Source organism: Verrucosispora sp. WMMD703 (assembly GCF_049178935.1).
Classification (GTDB): Bacteria; Actinomycetota; Actinomycetes; order Mycobacteriales; family Micromonosporaceae; genus Micromonospora; species Micromonospora sediminimaris.
This window is the reverse complement of sequence record NZ_JBMHMM010000004.1, coordinates 4,485,408-4,500,702: the sequence shown is the minus strand read 5'-3', so window position 1 is coordinate 4,500,702 and position 15,295 is coordinate 4,485,408. Positions and strand designations below refer to the sequence as shown.

14 protein-coding genes are annotated in these 15,295 nt (G+C 67.0%); 4 read left to right on the top strand and 10 right to left on the bottom strand.

Annotation, left to right across the window (positions count from 1 at the left end; translation table 11 throughout):
- Positions 1–50: 50 nt before the first annotated feature.
- From ACN26Z_RS21040 to ACN26Z_RS21030, 3 genes are all read left to right on the top strand, one after another.
- The gene (locus ACN26Z_RS21040) at positions 51–692 is read left to right on the top strand and encodes a DUF7003 family protein (RefSeq protein ID WP_421463046.1); all 642 of its coding nucleotides are present in this window, start codon (positions 51–53) and stop codon (positions 690–692) included.
- A gap of 194 nt (positions 693–886) precedes the next feature.
- Positions 887–1,219: a hypothetical protein gene (locus ACN26Z_RS21035; RefSeq protein WP_421463045.1), complete on the top strand. Its 333-nt coding sequence runs from the start codon at positions 887–889 to the stop codon at positions 1,217–1,219.
- 530 nt (positions 1,220–1,749) lie between these two features.
- The gene (locus ACN26Z_RS21030) at positions 1,750–2,844 is read left to right on the top strand and encodes a hypothetical protein (protein WP_421463044.1); all 1,095 of its coding nucleotides are present in this window, start codon (positions 1,750–1,752) and stop codon (positions 2,842–2,844) included.
- Positions 2,845–3,134: 290 nt separating this feature from the next.
- Here ACN26Z_RS21030 and ACN26Z_RS21025 read toward each other — a convergent pair whose 3' ends face one another.
- From ACN26Z_RS21025 to ACN26Z_RS21000, 6 genes are all read right to left on the bottom strand, one after another.
- Positions 3,135–3,665 (bottom strand): hypothetical protein, encoded by a 531-nt coding sequence (locus ACN26Z_RS21025; protein ID WP_421463043.1) that lies wholly within the window; start codon positions 3,663–3,665, stop codon positions 3,135–3,137.
- An 800-nt stretch (positions 3,666–4,465) separates the two neighbouring features.
- Entirely contained in the window at positions 4,466–5,329 is an 864-nt protein-coding gene (locus ACN26Z_RS21020; protein ID WP_421464646.1) for an IS5 family transposase, read from the bottom strand.
- 69 nt (positions 5,330–5,398) lie between these two features.
- Positions 5,399–6,685 carry an IS256 family transposase gene (locus ACN26Z_RS21015; RefSeq protein ID WP_421460383.1) on the bottom strand — a complete coding sequence of 429 codons (1,287 nt, stop codon included), beginning with the start codon at positions 6,683–6,685 and terminating at the stop codon, positions 5,399–5,401.
- Positions 6,685–7,782, bottom strand: a complete 1,098-nt coding sequence (locus tag ACN26Z_RS21010) for a M23 family metallopeptidase (protein ID WP_421463042.1) — start codon at positions 7,780–7,782, stop codon at positions 6,685–6,687. Before ACN26Z_RS21010 ends, ACN26Z_RS21015 begins: the two co-directional genes overlap by 1 nt.
- Positions 7,783–8,200: 418 nt before the next feature.
- The gene (locus ACN26Z_RS21005) at positions 8,201–9,154 is read right to left on the bottom strand and encodes a DUF2637 domain-containing protein (protein ID WP_421463041.1); all 954 of its coding nucleotides are present in this window, start codon (positions 9,152–9,154) and stop codon (positions 8,201–8,203) included.
- Positions 9,155–9,422: 268 nt separating this feature from the next.
- A complete protein-coding gene (locus ACN26Z_RS21000; protein WP_421463040.1) occupies positions 9,423–10,220 on the bottom strand; it encodes a hypothetical protein in 798 nt (265 codons plus the stop codon).
- Between ACN26Z_RS21000 and ACN26Z_RS20995 the strand changes: the two genes are divergently transcribed.
- On the top strand, positions 10,219–10,584 hold the full coding sequence (locus ACN26Z_RS20995; RefSeq protein ID WP_421463038.1) for a hypothetical protein: 366 nt from the start codon (positions 10,219–10,221) through the stop codon (positions 10,582–10,584). The genes ACN26Z_RS21000 and ACN26Z_RS20995 overlap by 2 nt on opposite strands.
- 370 nt (positions 10,585–10,954) lie before the next feature.
- On the opposite strand, the gene ACN26Z_RS20990 is transcribed toward ACN26Z_RS20995, so the two are convergent.
- The 4 genes from ACN26Z_RS20990 to ACN26Z_RS20975 form a co-directional block, all read right to left on the bottom strand.
- Positions 10,955–11,470, bottom strand: coding sequence for a hypothetical protein (locus tag ACN26Z_RS20990; RefSeq protein WP_421463036.1), 516 nt, complete (start codon positions 11,468–11,470; stop codon positions 10,955–10,957).
- Positions 11,467–11,739, bottom strand: coding sequence for a hypothetical protein (locus ACN26Z_RS20985; RefSeq protein ID WP_421463034.1), 273 nt, complete (start codon positions 11,737–11,739; stop codon positions 11,467–11,469). Before ACN26Z_RS20985 ends, ACN26Z_RS20990 begins: the two co-directional genes overlap by 4 nt.
- A 1,159-nt stretch (positions 11,740–12,898) precedes the next feature.
- Entirely contained in the window at positions 12,899–13,516 is a 618-nt protein-coding gene (locus ACN26Z_RS20980) for an endonuclease domain-containing protein (RefSeq protein WP_421463033.1), read from the bottom strand.
- Positions 13,517–14,679: 1,163 nt separating this feature from the next.
- The gene (locus ACN26Z_RS20975; RefSeq protein WP_421463031.1) at positions 14,680–15,246 is read right to left on the bottom strand and encodes a hypothetical protein; all 567 of its coding nucleotides are present in this window, start codon (positions 15,244–15,246) and stop codon (positions 14,680–14,682) included.
- Between the last annotated feature and the right edge of the window lie 49 nt (positions 15,247–15,295).

The following is a 15,295-nucleotide window of genomic DNA, read 5'->3' as shown; positions in this document are numbered from 1 at the left end:
ATGTGCGTGTACCGATCATGGTGGAGAACCCGTGGCTACACTCCACGATCATGCGCTCTGCCGAGATCCTCGACCAGTTCGACACCGCAGCCGCGGACTTCACGTTTCCGGACCTGGGCCACGGCTACTACTACGCGGTCGATGCCCGGCTTCACGCCTACCGCGACGCGCAGCGATGGGCGCTCATCGTTGAAACGTTGGGATACTCGCCCAGGGCTGGCAACCTCATCGACGTCCTTCACATCTTCGGCAACTGTCTGACCGAGGGCGAACCGGGCTACGTCAACGAGGACTTCCTCAGCCGGGTCGACAACTGGGACGAGATCGAGGACGTTGACCAGCCCGAGACCTATCAGGGAGCATCGATTGTGGTACGAGGCCGACGGATCGCAGTAGCCGCCGACCGGGGCGAGGATCTGGTCGACGTGCTTCGCCGGCTCGTGCCGGACCACCGGGATCTGCTCCTGGCCGACGAAGTCGAGCTGCGGCGGCGAATCCCGGCCGACATCCCAGAGATCATGCGGCTGGATCAGTGGCACCACCCCGACCTTCTCCAGGACACACCTCCCAGCCAGTCAATCACCTTCCGCCAGCTCGCCGACGTACTGACGACAGGAGACGTGAGCCGGTACGCACCAGACACGCCACCCAACACGCACTGGTCCAACTGGCCAGAGTCCGGGAACCTGTAGCACGCCCGATCGCGCACCGGCAGCGGCTATGAGCGTGCATGCCGGGCTGATCACATCCGCTCATCGGCTACGAGCGGACGCTGACCGGGCGCGCGGTCTGCGGCCAGAAGGGGACACTTCAAAGCATCCGGATGGCCATATGTCTGGCGGATCAGATGAACCGTCGCAGGTCAGACTTGTTCTACCGTGGCCGGATGGCTGAGACGTTCGAGGTCGACCGAGTTGATCGCATCGCGGACATCCTTTTCGGCGTCGCTACAGCGAAGGGACTGATCGGCTATGGCCCCCTCGCAAAGCGGGTGGAAACCAGGCCGGACTTCCTGAGCCAGCCGCTCGATAGAGTCTCCCGTCGAGCGTTCGACAAAGGTGAGCCGCTGTGGAGCGCGCTGGTCGTCTCCCGCAGCACCGACCGACCGAGTTCGGGCTTCTACGGCCTCGCTCGAAAGATGCGACCCGAGTATGTTTCGCTGAGCGATGACGAGTTGTGGCAGCAGGAACGCGAGCGCTGCTACGAAGCGGCCTCCTAAAGAGCGAAGGCCGGCATGCCCAGCTGGCAGGACCAGATAGGTGTGTCGGACCTGCTCGGATCGCCACGCCTCCTTCGTGGCAGATCAGTACGCCGTCACGACTCGCGTGAGTTTTAACTCGGTAGCGATTGACGCTGTAGGCGGATAGTCTGCCCGGCCTGGAGGGTAACGAACCTGCGGAGGTCATTCATGACATTGACCCGAAAAAGGTCTAGGGGCATTGCTGTCGATGGTCTTATAATTAGCAGGCTGTTCAGCCGTAGGTCTACCTATTGCCAAGCGGCAGCCGCGCAGAGCAGGCCCGGCATCCATCCTGGCGCTCGACAGAGCGCAGCGGCGATCTCTGCTCGCCGAGCACTATAGGCGTCACCTCAATCCACGGACCGCCAGGAACACTAGTCGGAGCCTGCCGGTCTGGAGGCACATGCCACGGGCCGCCAAATTTAGGAGTCGCGATGACCGAATTACACCCGGCTCAGGGGACGGCCTTTCCGCTCCATGTCCCGATCCGTCCAGGGCCAGGAATAGACATGGATGAGCTTCGCGGCTGGGCGGCGCGAAAGCTGATGTACGAGGACGGGAGATGGGTAGCCGACCTCGCCCGATCGACAGCATTAGATAATCTTGTCACAGGTTACGTAGGATTATTCTTAAGCCACCACTTCGTACGCATCGCACACGAGGGCGCGACGGCTATCCGTTCCACCTCCAGGTACGTGGGTATCCCGGAGTTCGCCGCCGAACTGTCTGATAAATACGCGGCGATAACTGCGCGCAGCCGGCATACGACTAAGATCCTGGACGATAATAAGAAGACTCTGACCGATGTGCTGGCGGAGTTCCGCGACGCACTGGCCATGCATCGAGATGCCTTCACCGGTAAGGCTCGGTGGTGGGTTCGCTGGGCAGAGACGGACCTAGGCCTGTACTTCCTTGGCGACTCACTCATAGGCGCTACAGTGCCAGCCTCGTATCGGCTGGGGATAAATCCAAGCGAGCAGGATCTCAACAAGATCGGCCAGGCGCTAGCTGAAGTCTCAAGTGAATGGGGTGGTGCAGTCGCCGTGATGTGCGGTGCCACATTCGTCATTGACGAGCCCGAGGCCACCATCGACTTCTCTAGCCTGACGATCCGCACACGTAACTGCCGACCGCATCGATACCTTGCCGGCCGGTTCGAGACCATTTTTCCACTGGAATTGAAGATGTTGTTGCTTCTGATCGAAGCAGATCTTAATACATCTAGACTTGTTCTTCCACTTGCTGCCCACGGGCACCAGGGGGCAGTCTTTCGAGCGCAGACGATAACCGCGTACCACTGCCTGACCGCACTTCGCCGAATTGCTGGCTTGTATCCAGATTTAGTGTCACCAGCGATCACGCAGCTGCAGGCAATACTTGACGGCGATCCAGCCAAGCGAATAGTTTCGACCGCGGGCCTGAAGATCCGAAACCGATGTGTTCACTATGAAATGAACGATCCAAGGTTTCAACCTGACTTGACGATGCCAATGTGTGGCCTAGTTGAAGCCCTGCTGCCGGGGCATACCTGGGAATCATTCGCGTCGGATGTGGGTCAGGTTACGGCGGTGGTCGCAGAGTTCTTGGCGAGGTGGCGTCCGTAGTCGCTGGTGTGGGGCGACAACTTCTCGGACACCTTGGCGATTACGGCACTCGCGTTTCGATAAACGGCACGGATCACGTGTAGCGCAGAATATAGGAAACAATCACCGCAAACTGTCGCTGTCTGGTGGCATGGGAGGGACGCACGCTCATCGGCCAGATCCGCAAGCATGATTGTTTCCCGCCTATCGTCTCAACTACTTCGGGTAACCGCGAGTCTCAGGTTCTCTGTGCCTCAAGTGGGCGGTGTTGACGAGGCGGTCCGGCCGCGCGGCTCCCGGCCGGACCGTGGTTAGTCCTCGTCGTTCTTCAGGCGGAGCGCGTCCCTGACCTTGTCGTTGCGAAGCGGCACGTACGCGCCTTCGACGAACCGACCGCCCTCGAAGATCTTCATGAACGCGGCCGAGGTCTCGTCGCTGAGTAGCGAAGAGTTGGCTTCGAGCATTCGGTTGACGGTGTCCGTGAGGTCAGCGGCGGAGAGCTTCGCTAGTGCCATTCGCAGTTCCCGGGGCGCCTCGGCGTCCTCGACGCGAGCGTGGGACAGCGCTCGGATCTGGTCCGCGATGAAAGCCGCGGCAATCATGATCATCGCGATCCGCCGTTGCGCTTCCTCACTGCTCATACCTGCCCGGAGGTCCTCCAGCGCCAGTTCCACCTGCTGGGGAAAGCCCGTCTCGGCGTCACCCTCCCGGGCCGGCTGCCTGTCGGCCTCGCCGTTCAGTTTCGACTTCATGCCGTTGATCCAGCCCTTGATGTGCGGCGCGGCCTTGACCGTGAGGACGGTGCCGCCGACCGCGACGGCACCGGCCGTGAAGCCGATCACTAGGTGCTTAAGTTCGGCCCCCTTGAGCAGGTTTGCGATCGCCTCGTCGGCCGACAGCAGGTCGGCTCGTCCGAGGTTTCCGGCGACATCGAAGGTGTTCGTACTGAAGGCGCCGATGTTTCTGGCCGACGCCGCGAGGTCGTGGCCCCGCGTCGACGATGACCCGATAGAAGTCAGGCATATCTCTTCACGCGCCGCACTCTACTGACTCTTTGGCCGACCGAGATGTCGCCTCGCAGCGTGATCCGGTGCATGCTCCGCCGCGGCAGCGAGCAACGGCGAACGCAGCGCGGTATGCGTGTGAACGAGGCGCCGCCGATCACGTCGTAGTCATCACGGCCAGCCTCTGCTGGCCGCATCGGCGCGCCACTCGCGCGGCTGCGCAGACTGTCGTAGCGACATGCGAGAGCTCCGCGCAGAGCATCCGCTCATCGGCCGAATCTGCTACCCGAGGAAACGGCTGGCCCAGCAACACCCGTTACGCAACGTCACCGACTCGGACCGCTGTCAGGTCAGGCGGCGAGTCGCCGGACGTAGACCGAACTCGGCGCCGATGTGCGCTTGCAGCCCTACCTGCCTCTGCACTCGGACCTGTACGCCGACAGTTGTCCAAGCGACGTGATCGCCAGTGCCGTCACCGAGCTGCTGGTCGGGCGGCTGTCCACCGTGGTCGCTCTGACCAGCCAGTACCCCGACATAAGCGGCCGTCCTACCCTGGGGATTCACCCAGTGGCGCTCCGACGGCGATCATGAACGGGACGGGGCCTGTCTCGCTAAGTGCGTGTTTGAGATGGGGTTGATCAGGTCTGGTTGAAGGTGCGGCGGGCTTGACGCCGTGCCGGTCGGCCGCGGGTGATGCGGCGGGTCATGCCGGTGATGGCGGCCCAGCGGATGAGGGCTTCGGAGACAGTCGGGTGGCGTTCGTAGTCGCGGGCCAGGCGGCGGCAGGCGGTGAGCCAGGCCAGGGTGCGTTCGGCGACCCAGCGGCGGGGGTGGACGGCGAAGCCGCGTTGGTCGGCGGGTTTGCGGACGATCTCCAGCGTCGTGCGTAGGGTGTCGCGGGTCCAGTCGACCAGCCGTCCGGTGAAGCCCTGGTCGGCGTAGACGTGCCGGATCGGGGTGAGCATGTAGGCGTGGAGCAGGGCGGTCTTGGCGCCGTCGCGGTCCTGCCATGACGCGGCGAGCACGGTGACGGTGACCAGCAGGCCGAGGGTGTCGGTGATGATGAACCGCTTACGGCCGTTGATCTTCTTGCCCGCGTCGTAGCCTCGGGTGTCCCGGCCGACGGTGTCGGCGCCCTTCACGCTCTGGGAGTCGATGATCCCTGCCGACGGCTGCGACTGACGGCCCTGCTGCACCCGTGCCTTGATCCGCAGTGTGGTCAGGAGTTCCTCGGTCACGCCGGCTTCTTCCCACCGGGTGAAGTACCAGTACACCGTCTGCCACGGCGGCAGATCCGCCGGCAGGTACCGCCACGGACACCCCGACCGCACCACGTACAGGATCGCGTTGACGAGCTCCCGCCGCGGATGCTTCTCCCGGCGGCCGTCCGTGTTCGGCTCCGGCAACAACGGCTCGATCAGCGCCCACTGGGCGTCAGTCAGGTCGGAAGGGTAGCCACGGCGCGCAGACACCGCGCCACCCTGCCCGCCCCACCGCTGGATGTCATGCCGCCACGCCGTCCACAACAGACCTTCTCAAACACGCTCTAAGGGTGTTTCCGGCGATCTTGGTTAGTAGGTTTCAGCGGCTGGGAAGCGGTCGCTGAAGGTGATGGCGAAGGCGTTCAGGGCGGGTTTCCAGCGCATCGTCCATCGGGTTCTGCCTGCCCCGGTGGGGTCCAGGGATCGGGTCACCAGGTACAGACACTTCAACGCGGCCTGCTCGTTGGGGAAGTGGCCGCGGGCCTTGACCGCCCGCCGGTAGCGGGCGTTCAACGATTCGATCGCGTTGGTCGAGCAGATGACGGTGCGGATCTCCAGGTCGTAGTCGAGGAACGGGATGAACTCCGCCCACGCGTTGTCCCACAGCCGGATCACCGCCGGATACCGGCCGCCCCATTTCTCGGCCAGGTCGTCGAACGCGGCCCTCGCGGCGGTGGCGTTGACGGCGGTGTAGATCGGCTTGATATCGCGCTTCAGCTCATCCCAGTAGCGCCGCGAGGTGAGCCGGAAGGTGTTGCGGATCAGGTGGATCACGCACGTCTGCACGATCGTCTGCGGCCACACGTTCGTGACGACATCGGGCAGGCCCTTCAACCCGTCGCAGACCAGGAAGAACACGTCCTTCACGCCCCGGTTGCGCAGGTCGGTGAGCACGCTCATCCAGAACTTCGCGCCCTCACCACCCGAGCCGGCCCACAACCCGAGGATGTCCTTGTCCCCGTCGAGGGTGACCCCGATCGCGGCATAGAACGGCCTGTTCGCCACCTGCCCATCCCGCACCTTCACCACGATGGCGTCGATGAACACCGCCGCGTAGATCTCGTCCAGGGGCCGGTGGGACCAGTCGGTCATCTCCTCGATCACCTTGTCGGTGATCCGCGAGATCGTCTCCTTGGACACCGAAGCCCCGTAAATCTCGGTGAAGTGCGCCGAGATCTCCCCGGTGGTCAAACCCTTGGCATACAACGACAACACCACCTCATCGACGCCCGACAGGCGACGCTGCCGCTTGCGCACGATCTGCGGGGTGAACGTGCCCGCCCGGTCCCGCGGCACGTCGATCTGCACCGGTCCCGACGCGTCGGTCAACACCGTCTTCGACCGAGTGCCGTTGCGGATGTTGCCCGAGCCGGCGCCGTCGGGTTCGTGTTTGGCATAACCGAGATGCTCCGTCATCTCCTCGTTCAACGCGGTCTCCAGGACCGTCTTGGTCAACTGCTTCAACAGCCCGTCCGGACCCGTCAACGACAAGCCCTGCTCCTTCGCGGCCCGAACCAGCTCAGCGGCGGCTTTCGCCTCCGCCGACGGCTCGGGCCGCTTCTTCCGTCCGGTCTGGTCGTTCAGTGTCGCGGTCATCACGGCACCCTCCTCACCAGGCACAACGCCCGGCAGGTCAGGCCGGAAACACCTTTAGATCCACAGACCCACGGGACGGTATCTTGGGCGCCTGCGCTGCTGGAGTCGCCGTTGGTGTGAATCTCGTAGTGCAGGTGTGGGCCTGAGCTGTGTCCGGTGGAGCCGACGAGACCGATGGGTTGGCCGACGGTGACGGGCTGGCCTGGTTGGACCAGGGGCGGCTTGTCCATGTGGCAGTAGCGGGTCATGATTCCTTGATCGTGCAGGATGTCGACGTACCAGCCGCATCCGGTCGTGTGGTTGGGGTTTCCGTCGCGGTGGCAGCCCCAGTTGCTGCCGTCGCGGCGGTCGATGGCGTTGCAGCGGACGCGGGTGACGGTTCCGGTGGAGGCGGCGCGGATGATGGTGCCGCGTGGGGCGGCGAGGTCGACGCCGTCGTGCCCGGGGCGTGCGGCGGTCCGGAATCCGGATCCTACGGGGGCGTGGATCGGTTGGGTCCACGGTCCGGTGACGTCGCAGTTCTCGGCGGCTGGTGATCCGTCCGACGGGAGGTTGCCGCCGGTGATGGTGGTGACCAGCAGGGTGGCGTCGGGTTCCCATTTCGCGTACGCGTTGGGGTGGGCCGAGATTTGGACGCGTTGGGCGGCTTCGGTCAGCGGCATGCTCTGCCAGTGGGGGACGGTCAGGAGTGTGGCGTAGAACGTGGCGGCGGCGTGGGCGGGGTCGAGGAGTTGCTGTGGGGTGCCCCATCCTTGGCTTGGGCGTTGTTGGAACAGGCCGATGCTTTCGCGGTCGCCGCCGGGGAGGTTGCGCAGGCTGGATTCCTGCATGGCGGTGGCGACGGCGATGACCCAGCCGCGGGCGGGTACGCCGTCGCGGGCGCCGACGGCGGTGATGGTGGCGGCGTTGCTGACCTGGTCGCGGTCCCAGCGGCCGATGGTCGGCCACCCGGCGGCGGGGGCTGGCGGTAGGGAGGTGGCGGGGCCGGGTGCGCAGCCGATGGCGGGGGTGCCGACCAGGACGCTGGTGCCGGCGAGACAGGTGAAGATCACCGCGAGGCTGACGGCGAGCAGGATGGTGGCGAGGCGGCGGCTCACCGTCGTGCCCCGGGCGTGCGGTAGCGGATAGAGGCGGTTGCTGGCGTGGTCATGAGGTCCTCCAGGTGTGGGGGCGGCAGTCGTTGAAGTTCGCCGCCCTTTTCGGTGCGGTATTCGTGGTTTGTGTTGCTTGTGGCTGCTGGGTTGTGGGCACAAAAAATGGCCGCATCTGCGGCACGGTCGAGTGCGGGGCTTGCAGCGGCTGTGACGTCAGTAGCGGTTCGGGCAGGGATTGGGGCCCTGGCGTCGGGGAGACGGTTGGTGATGTCACGTGCCCGCCGTTCCCGACGCCAGGGCTTGTTGAGGGTTGGTCAGCAGCCGAGATCCGCTCGGCCTGTGCACAACTGGCGGCGGATGCCAGCAGAGAACCCGGCTTCCCGACGAACGTGGGGGTGGCTTACCGAGGCGGCGGGGTCGGTCACGGTGAGGCCGGTTGGGTATCGGTGGCCGGCTGGGGTGGTGGTTCGTGGTGTCCGGTGGCGGTGGGGAGTGCGGCGAGGCGTCGTGCGGGCGGGTCGGGGTGGTCGAGGATGCCGAGTTGTCCGGCGCGGCGGATCGCTTGGACAGAGCGCACGTCGAAGCGGTGTCGCCGGGCGAGATCCTTGAGGTCGGTGTGGCCGGCTTTCAGGTCAGCCCAGACTGCCTGCCAGCGTTGGTAGGGCTCGGGGTTGACGGGGATGCGGCGCATGAGCGTGACCGGCCAGTCGTCGGCGGCTGCCGCGTCACCGTCGGTGTCGTCGGATTGCGACACGGTCGGGTCGTCGGGTGTGGCGGGCGGTTCGTGTCGCGACACGTTCTCGGTCGGCGCGCTGTCGAGCGCATCGGCCGGATCCGCGGTCGTACTGGTGGAAAAGGCTGGAGGGCATCGGTCGGGTGGGGTGTTGTGTCGTGGGGCGTGTTCGAGGATGCCGGAGAGCATTTTGATCGCGGCGATGAGTGCGATGGCGGGCCAGCCGGCGATGATCCGGGCGATCAGGTCGTCCTGGGCGACGAGGATGTTCGCGCCGAGGCTGGCGATGCCGCCGGCGACGAGCGCGGTCCAGGTGACCCAGGTGGAGGGGCGGCCGGCGCGTCGGTCGGCCAGGATGGTCAGGGTCGCCACGATTTCGACGCCGTCCACGGTCAGTGGGAAGGCGTGGGCTCGCCAGCCGGTTTCGCCTCGGGACTCGGCGAGTTCGCGGAGATGGTCGTAGCTGACGGCGCCGGCGATGCCGGCCAGGCCGAGGGTGGTGAGGGTGGCGGCGGCGGTGATCGTCAGGTCGGCTGGTGACCGTCGTGGTGTGTCGTGGCGGGTGCGTAGCCGCAGGACGATGTCGGTGAGGGTGAGTGCGACCGCGACGGCGATGCCGGCGGCGAGGAGACGCCCGTCCATCATCGGCACCCCCGCCGGTGGGGTAGGTCGTCGACGGGGTCGCGGGCCTTGTCGGTTGTCGCGACATCGGCGGGACCGGTGGTGTGGTGTCGGGTGGGACCGGCGGTCGGTTCGTGGGTGGTGTGGGTCGAGGGCATCAGAGGTTGTGCCTTCCACTCAAAAGTGCGGTGCCGGCGCTGGGGCGCCGGGCACCGCATGGGTGTGATTTCGGCGTCCAGGGGGAGCACCTGTCGGTGCGTCACCCGGGGGTCAGGAACAGACCGCGGGGTCAGTCGGTGGTGGGGTCGTAGTCGCTGTGGTGGACCGGTGTGATGTCCACGGCGCGGATGTCGACGGTGTGGGCGTGGGCGACGTCGAGGTGGTCGAGGTCGGCGGTGACCATGTCGACGGCGATGGGGATGGCCTCGCGGTGGTCGAGGGCCTTGACCGTGACGACCAGCGGCACCACCCACACCACCCGGTACCGGTACTGCTGCTGGTCGGGGTGCGTTGACGGTTGGTCGAGGACGCGTAGCCGCAGCTGCCACGGTTCGGTGGGGCGCACGGCCGCATCGAGGCTGCGCAGGTCGACGCGCAGGAGGTGCTGCGCCGAGGCGACGGCGTCGTCGGTGGTGGCGGCGTCGACGTCGACGGCCAAAGGGGTGTGGACGGTCGCCTCGAAGTGGGTGCGCAGGGGTGGCGGCATGGTCAGGTAGTGCAGGGCGTTGTTGGCGTCGGCGACGGACAGGGTGCCAGTGTTGACCGCCCAGATGATCCAGCGTCGGACGAGGTCGACGAACTGCTGATACCGGTATTCCAGAGCGCTGTTGCTGTCGCGCAGGGTGTCATCGGCCTGTGTGAGCGCGCCGCGCAGCGTGTCGATCAGGTCGGTGTCGGCGCGGCGCAGGAGCGCCACCTGCTGCGCGATGAGGTCTGCGGTGGCGCGCAGGACGGTGTCGTCCGGCATTCCGCCGCGGCTTTGCTGGAGTCCGGCGTGCAGCAGGTCGGTGATCTGTTCGGCGGTCCACGGCGTCTGCTCGGGCAGGGCCCCACTGCTGGTGTCGGTGGGGTAGGGATGGTCTTCCATGACGGGTCCTTTCGGTGGCCGCGCGGAAGCGGCGCGGGCGGGTGTCGGTCTGTCGGGAGCGGCCGAGTTCGACCAGACACGGGCAGGCGCGCAGGACGCCGCCGTGGGCGCGGTCGAGGACCCGGCCGATGTCGGCGGGTATGGGGTCCAGATCGGGGTGGGCGAGCTGCGCATCGACGGCGGCGCGCAGCTGGCCGGCGGCGAGGCGAGGGCGACGCGACACGGGGCTGGGTGCGGCCGGTTCCGGAGCGCTTCCGTGAGCCGGCGGTGCAGTCCTGGCACGACATTCCTGCTCGTGCAGGGGGCGGGTGAGGTCGGTAGCAAGGGCCTCGCCCGCCCCGTCCGTGAGGTCAGTCAGGGCTGAGGCAGTCCACACGCAGCGCAGACGGACGAGGCGGGTGCCGGTGAGTGGCCCGCCGGAATTCGTCTGTCGGCTGGTGCAGTCAGATGGCCCGTTGCGTTCGGCTCCACGGGAACTGCTGTCTTCCGCGTGTTCGGCTGCTTGGTCGAGCAGGTCGCGGCGGTGGCCGGGTCACCCGGAGGCCAGGGGCTTCATGCGAATGTGGCGGGCCTGGCGTGGAGGAATTCGCCGTCCGGCCCGGCGTGGTGACCCGACCGCAGTGATGGCATTCAGCGATGCGTCATCGGGTAGGCATCGGGCCGACGGGGGTTTGTGGTCACGGACACCGTGGTACGCCGGTACCTCTGCCTGGACTGTGGGCAGGTTGGTCCGGTCAGCGGTGCCGGCGTGAGGCCAGGTCGTGGATCTCGCCGCGAAGTAGCCTGATCCCGTCGGTGGCGGCGGCCTCGACGGTGTCGAACGATGCCACGCGGGCGCCGCCGTCGGTGTAGGAGGGGAAGCCGACCCCGGTGACCCGGTTGTGCACGCTCACGTGCCAGCCGGAGGTGTCGGTGGGTGGGTGCAGATAGGTTGTCGCCTCGATGACTCCGCCGGGCGCGTGGATGGCGATCGCGTACGGAACGCCGTCCATTGCCTGGTGAGGTCTGGCCGTCCAGCCCTCGGGCAGCATCCGGTGGACCTGGGGCAGGTTGTCGGTGACCTGGCGGGCGGAGGCGGCGATGCGCCGTGCCGTCTCGGCGGCTCGGTCCCGTGACGCATGGTCGGCGTAGCTGACCCACTGGCCGGTCGGCTCGTGCAGGACGAGCCAGATGCGGCAGGTGTCGCACCACGGCCGACCGTCCCGCACCCCGCCGGGGGTGGCGCAGGCGCCGCATACGGGCCGGGTCACGGTCTCCTCCCTTCCTGACCGCGTGGCCGGTCGGTGATGGTGGGCGGGGCGGCCCGCGGCGCGGGCAGCCGTGCGTGCAACCAGTCCGCGATGAGGTCGCCGACGTCGCGGACGAGGTCGCGACCGGGGTCCGGCATGGCGGTGCCGAGTTCCGGATACCGTGCGGCCACCGTCCTGACCACGGCGCCGGCGGCGGCCGACGCGGCAGCGGACAGCCGAGCCCGCCGCGCCTCGACCTCGTCGATGGTGGCGATGACCAGCGCGCACACTTCCGCGGTGGTGGTGTGTGTTCGGGTACCCGGACGCACCACCAGCTGTCCTGGTCGTCGGGACCGATGGTGAACTCGCTGGTGTCCGCGACGGGCCGGCGGCGGCCGGGTGCGTCGAACCAGCCCGGCCCGGCGGTCACTGACCATCGGGTGTCGCCGAGACGGTCGGTGTAGCGGCTGCCGGTGTAGAGGGTGGCGGTGTTGCCGCCGCTGTGCGCGACCAGAGCCGGACGGCCCTGCTCGGCCAGGTGGGCGGCGAGGGCGTCCAGGTCGATCAGGTGGGGGCGCCGGCCGGCGTTGAAGGCGTCCCGCAGGTCGTCGACGAGGAGGTCGTCGACGGATGCGGGCAGCCCGAGGCGGTGGTGGCGGGCGTACGCCCACAGGTCGTCGTCGCTGGGCAAAGACGTGTCGTTGCGGCGGCTGGCCTCGCCCCACGCCGTGGTGAGGTCGAGCAGTTCCTGCCAGTCCTGGGCTGTGTCCACCGTGCTCCTTCCAGGTTGACGTCGAAGGTGTGGCGTGGGTGTGGGGTGCCGATTGCGGCGCGCATCTGCCGGGGTGCCCGGGATGTGGCGCAGCCGCTGCCCGGGCACATCAGGCAGATCGCGGCTCAGGTCGGCTGCTCACGCAGGGGCGGGTCGGTGACCTGCCAGCTCCAGCCGTCGAGGACGTAGTAGCAGTCGACGTCGGCCGTGATGGTGCTGGTCGACTCTGTGGGCGTGCCGGCCCGCTCGGTCTGGCGGACGGTGCCGTCGACCAGGCGGATGCGGGTGGTGCCGGCCGACTCGCCGACCCGCGCCGCGAGCGCGTCGCAGTCGGCCGCGATCCGGGCGACCGTGTCGGCGGTGAACCGGACGATCGGCCAGCCCTGCGGGCTGAGTTACACCAGGAGCTCATTCTGGTTAGCGACCAACGTCTACCAAAGAGCGGCCTGGGGAACCGGACGGGATTGATTCCGGCACCGGACTCCAGGCCGACTCAACTGGTCCTTCCAACGTGGCGCGTCGACTGGTTAGCGCGCGCTGGAAAGGGGCGGCGAGCATGGGGCGCTCTTCGGATTCATCCCCCGCTGGCCGGTCAGGCTTCTCATGCCACGCCCGCAACGCCCTGGCCGCCGGCTCGATCCTGGTTGGGATTACGGTCGGTGCGGCGTCGGGATGGGTCACAGCTCGTCGAGGTTTGGCCCGAGTTCGTTGGCCTTTGCCCGCTTCTGCGCGGTCCGTCGGACGATCTCGTCCCACACTGGTTGACCGGTGGCGATCGCCGCAGCGATCCATCCGCCCGCGCCGTTCGGATTATCGGTGCAGTGGTAGCAGCGGCAGTCCATCCCGTCTCTGATCCGTCGGTCGCGGTGGATGCGTCCGCCGGCGGTGAACCGGTCCGGGTCCCACGGGTCGACCCCGGCGCAAGCCAGGTAGGCGCGGGCAGCTTCGATCCATCGCTCTGACGACAGCATCGCGTTGCCGTGCAGCTCGATCAGGCCGAGGAATCCGTTACAGCCGGCGCACAGAAGACCCCGCACGCACTGGCCACAAGAATCCCGGCCAGGGCAGCACGGGTGGTCATGGTCGATCGGCAGGGGGACCAAGCCGACCGGCTCCCGCCAAGCAGGGCCGCCGCAGATCCCGCACCCACCGCCCTGCGCACATAGCAACTCTCGGTATCGCGCCGCAGTGATCCGATGCCGCAGTAGCGCCTTTCTAGGCGTCTCAAGGCAACAGACCTCGAAGGTGCGATAGGTGGGGATCAAGCCGAGCACGCGAGCGTCGCCGAAGACCACCTGCCGAATTCTGAAGGCCGGGTACGACAACAACCAGGTAGGAAGACCTGAACCCGCTGGGCGTCTACGTGCGCGACGCGTGGACCAGGGCCGGTGTGACCGGTCGAACCGCAGAGGCGCGCTCTTTCGAGACAGGTGGTATGACCCCGGCCTACGCTTGCGCTGGCTGCGCGACGCCGCGTGGATCCGATCCCACCCTGCTCAAGGTTCAGGGCCCCGCTCGGCCACGCCCGTCGATGACACCGCTCGCTACTTCCGCTCTGGGACCCTATGGGCTCGACGCTTCACGTCGTTCCGCTGCGACACGGCGTGTCCGGCTGGGAAGTGCCGGCCCTGATCCGTAACGTCACTCCGCAGCACTGCAACTGTGCAGTCCTCCACTCGCCTGGCCCGTGTTCCGGAGCGAAACCGGCCGGTGCTTCGGACCGTCCGGAGACCGGGAAGTGGAGGACACGGTGCAGGAGCAAGAGCAAGAGCCGACGCGGCCGGTTCCGTACCTGATACGGGTCTGGCGGTTCACGGGGCCAGCGCTGGAGCTGACCGCCTTGCTGGCGGTCCACCAACAGCGCGAGGACCTTGCCGTGGCGGCCAAGGCCCTCGCAGTGCTAGGACAGTCCGCGGCGGTCTGGATTGGAGCCCGGGAACGTCGCTGACGTGTCCGTCCGGGGCGGGGAGCTTTTGCTTCCCGCCCTTGGCATACGTGCCATGTATGGCACGTGGAGAACGTTACGACACGTTACACGCGGCCTGTGGGACGCACGCCGTTGCGGTCTACTTCTTCGTCGCGAAATCGTAGACCTCGAGGTCACTGATCAGCTCCGGGGCGACCCGGCGGCGGGCCTTGCCGACCGCGTCACGGGGTCCGACCTTGGCCCGCCGCGACTCAACCACACTCATGATCTTGAACGGCCGTGGTCTCCGGGGCGATCGGCGGTACCGCGACCTGCGCCGCGCAGGGTGGGAATCCGGTTCCGGATCGGGAACTATCCGTCGAGATGGTCCACGTCCCAGAGCACCAGCTTTTGCCCATGGCCGTGCTGCCGGCCGCCGCGCAGGTCGGCGGTCTCAGACATGAGCAGTTCCTGGCGGACATGCGAAACGCCACCCGAGACAGGGTGGCGCCAGATGAGAATCGATGATCGGACCTCGACGGGCGCTGCCAGTCACAGGTGGTGGGTGGCGGTGACCAGTCGGCTCAGCACGTCGGGGATGGCGCCGGCCAGGAGTTGCGGCGTGAGTGCGTCGTGGACCGTGATCGGCTGGGCAGCTTCGCCCCGGATGCGGTTGGTCTCGTAGCAGCGGCCGTCGGTGTCGATGGCGACGACGATGCGTACCTCGGCGTCGGCCATCGCCGGCACGGTGTTGATGTCGCCGTACGTGTAGTCGGCGTACGGCGTGTACTGGAAGCCTTCGAACACCAGCGCGTACCCGACGAACGTGCGGTGCGTGGCGTCGAGCCAGTCCGTCAGCTCGGGTGCGTTCTCGGGGATGCAGATGAAGCCGGCGAGCAGGTTCAACACGCCGGCGAGGCCGGAGTCCGAGCCGGGCTCCAGGTCGAGAGCGAACGGTGAGGGCTCCACCTCGATCAGGTGCAGCGGGGAGCCCGTGACCAGTTGGCGGTGGAACAGGGCGAGAAGCACCGGTGGGGCGGCCCAGCCGAGATGCTCGGCTTTCTCCTCAATCCCGGTGACGACCTCGGGCAGCGCGAGGGTGATCTGCGGGGACAGCATATTCATGCTCCTAACGAGTGCGGGGTGTGTGTGCACGATCTGCCGGCAT

Excerpts from the sequence above, each read along its gene's own strand:
- ACN26Z_RS21040 (WP_421463046.1), top strand. The coding sequence starts at position 51 with ATGCGCTCTGCCGAGATCCTCGACCAGTTCGACACCGCAGCCGCGGAC.
- ACN26Z_RS21035 (WP_421463045.1), top strand. The coding sequence starts at position 887 with ATGGCTGAGACGTTCGAGGTCGACCGAGTTGATCGCATCGCGGACATC.
- ACN26Z_RS21030 (WP_421463044.1), top strand. The coding sequence starts at position 1,750 with ATGGATGAGCTTCGCGGCTGGGCGGCGCGAAAGCTGATGTACGAGGAC.
- ACN26Z_RS21015 (WP_421460383.1), bottom strand. The coding sequence starts at position 6,685 with ATGACCGCGACACTGAACGACCAGACCGGACGGAAGAAGCGGCCCGAG.
- ACN26Z_RS21005 (WP_421463041.1), bottom strand. The coding sequence starts at position 9,154 with ATGGACGGGCGTCTCCTCGCCGCCGGCATCGCCGTCGCGGTCGCACTC.
- ACN26Z_RS20995 (WP_421463038.1), top strand. The coding sequence starts at position 10,219 with ATGACGGGTCCTTTCGGTGGCCGCGCGGAAGCGGCGCGGGCGGGTGTC.
- ACN26Z_RS21000 (WP_421463040.1), bottom strand. The coding sequence starts at position 10,220 with ATGGAAGACCATCCCTACCCCACCGACACCAGCAGTGGGGCCCTGCCC.
- ACN26Z_RS20975 (WP_421463031.1), bottom strand. The coding sequence starts at position 15,246 with ATGCTGTCCCCGCAGATCACCCTCGCGCTGCCCGAGGTCGTCACCGGG.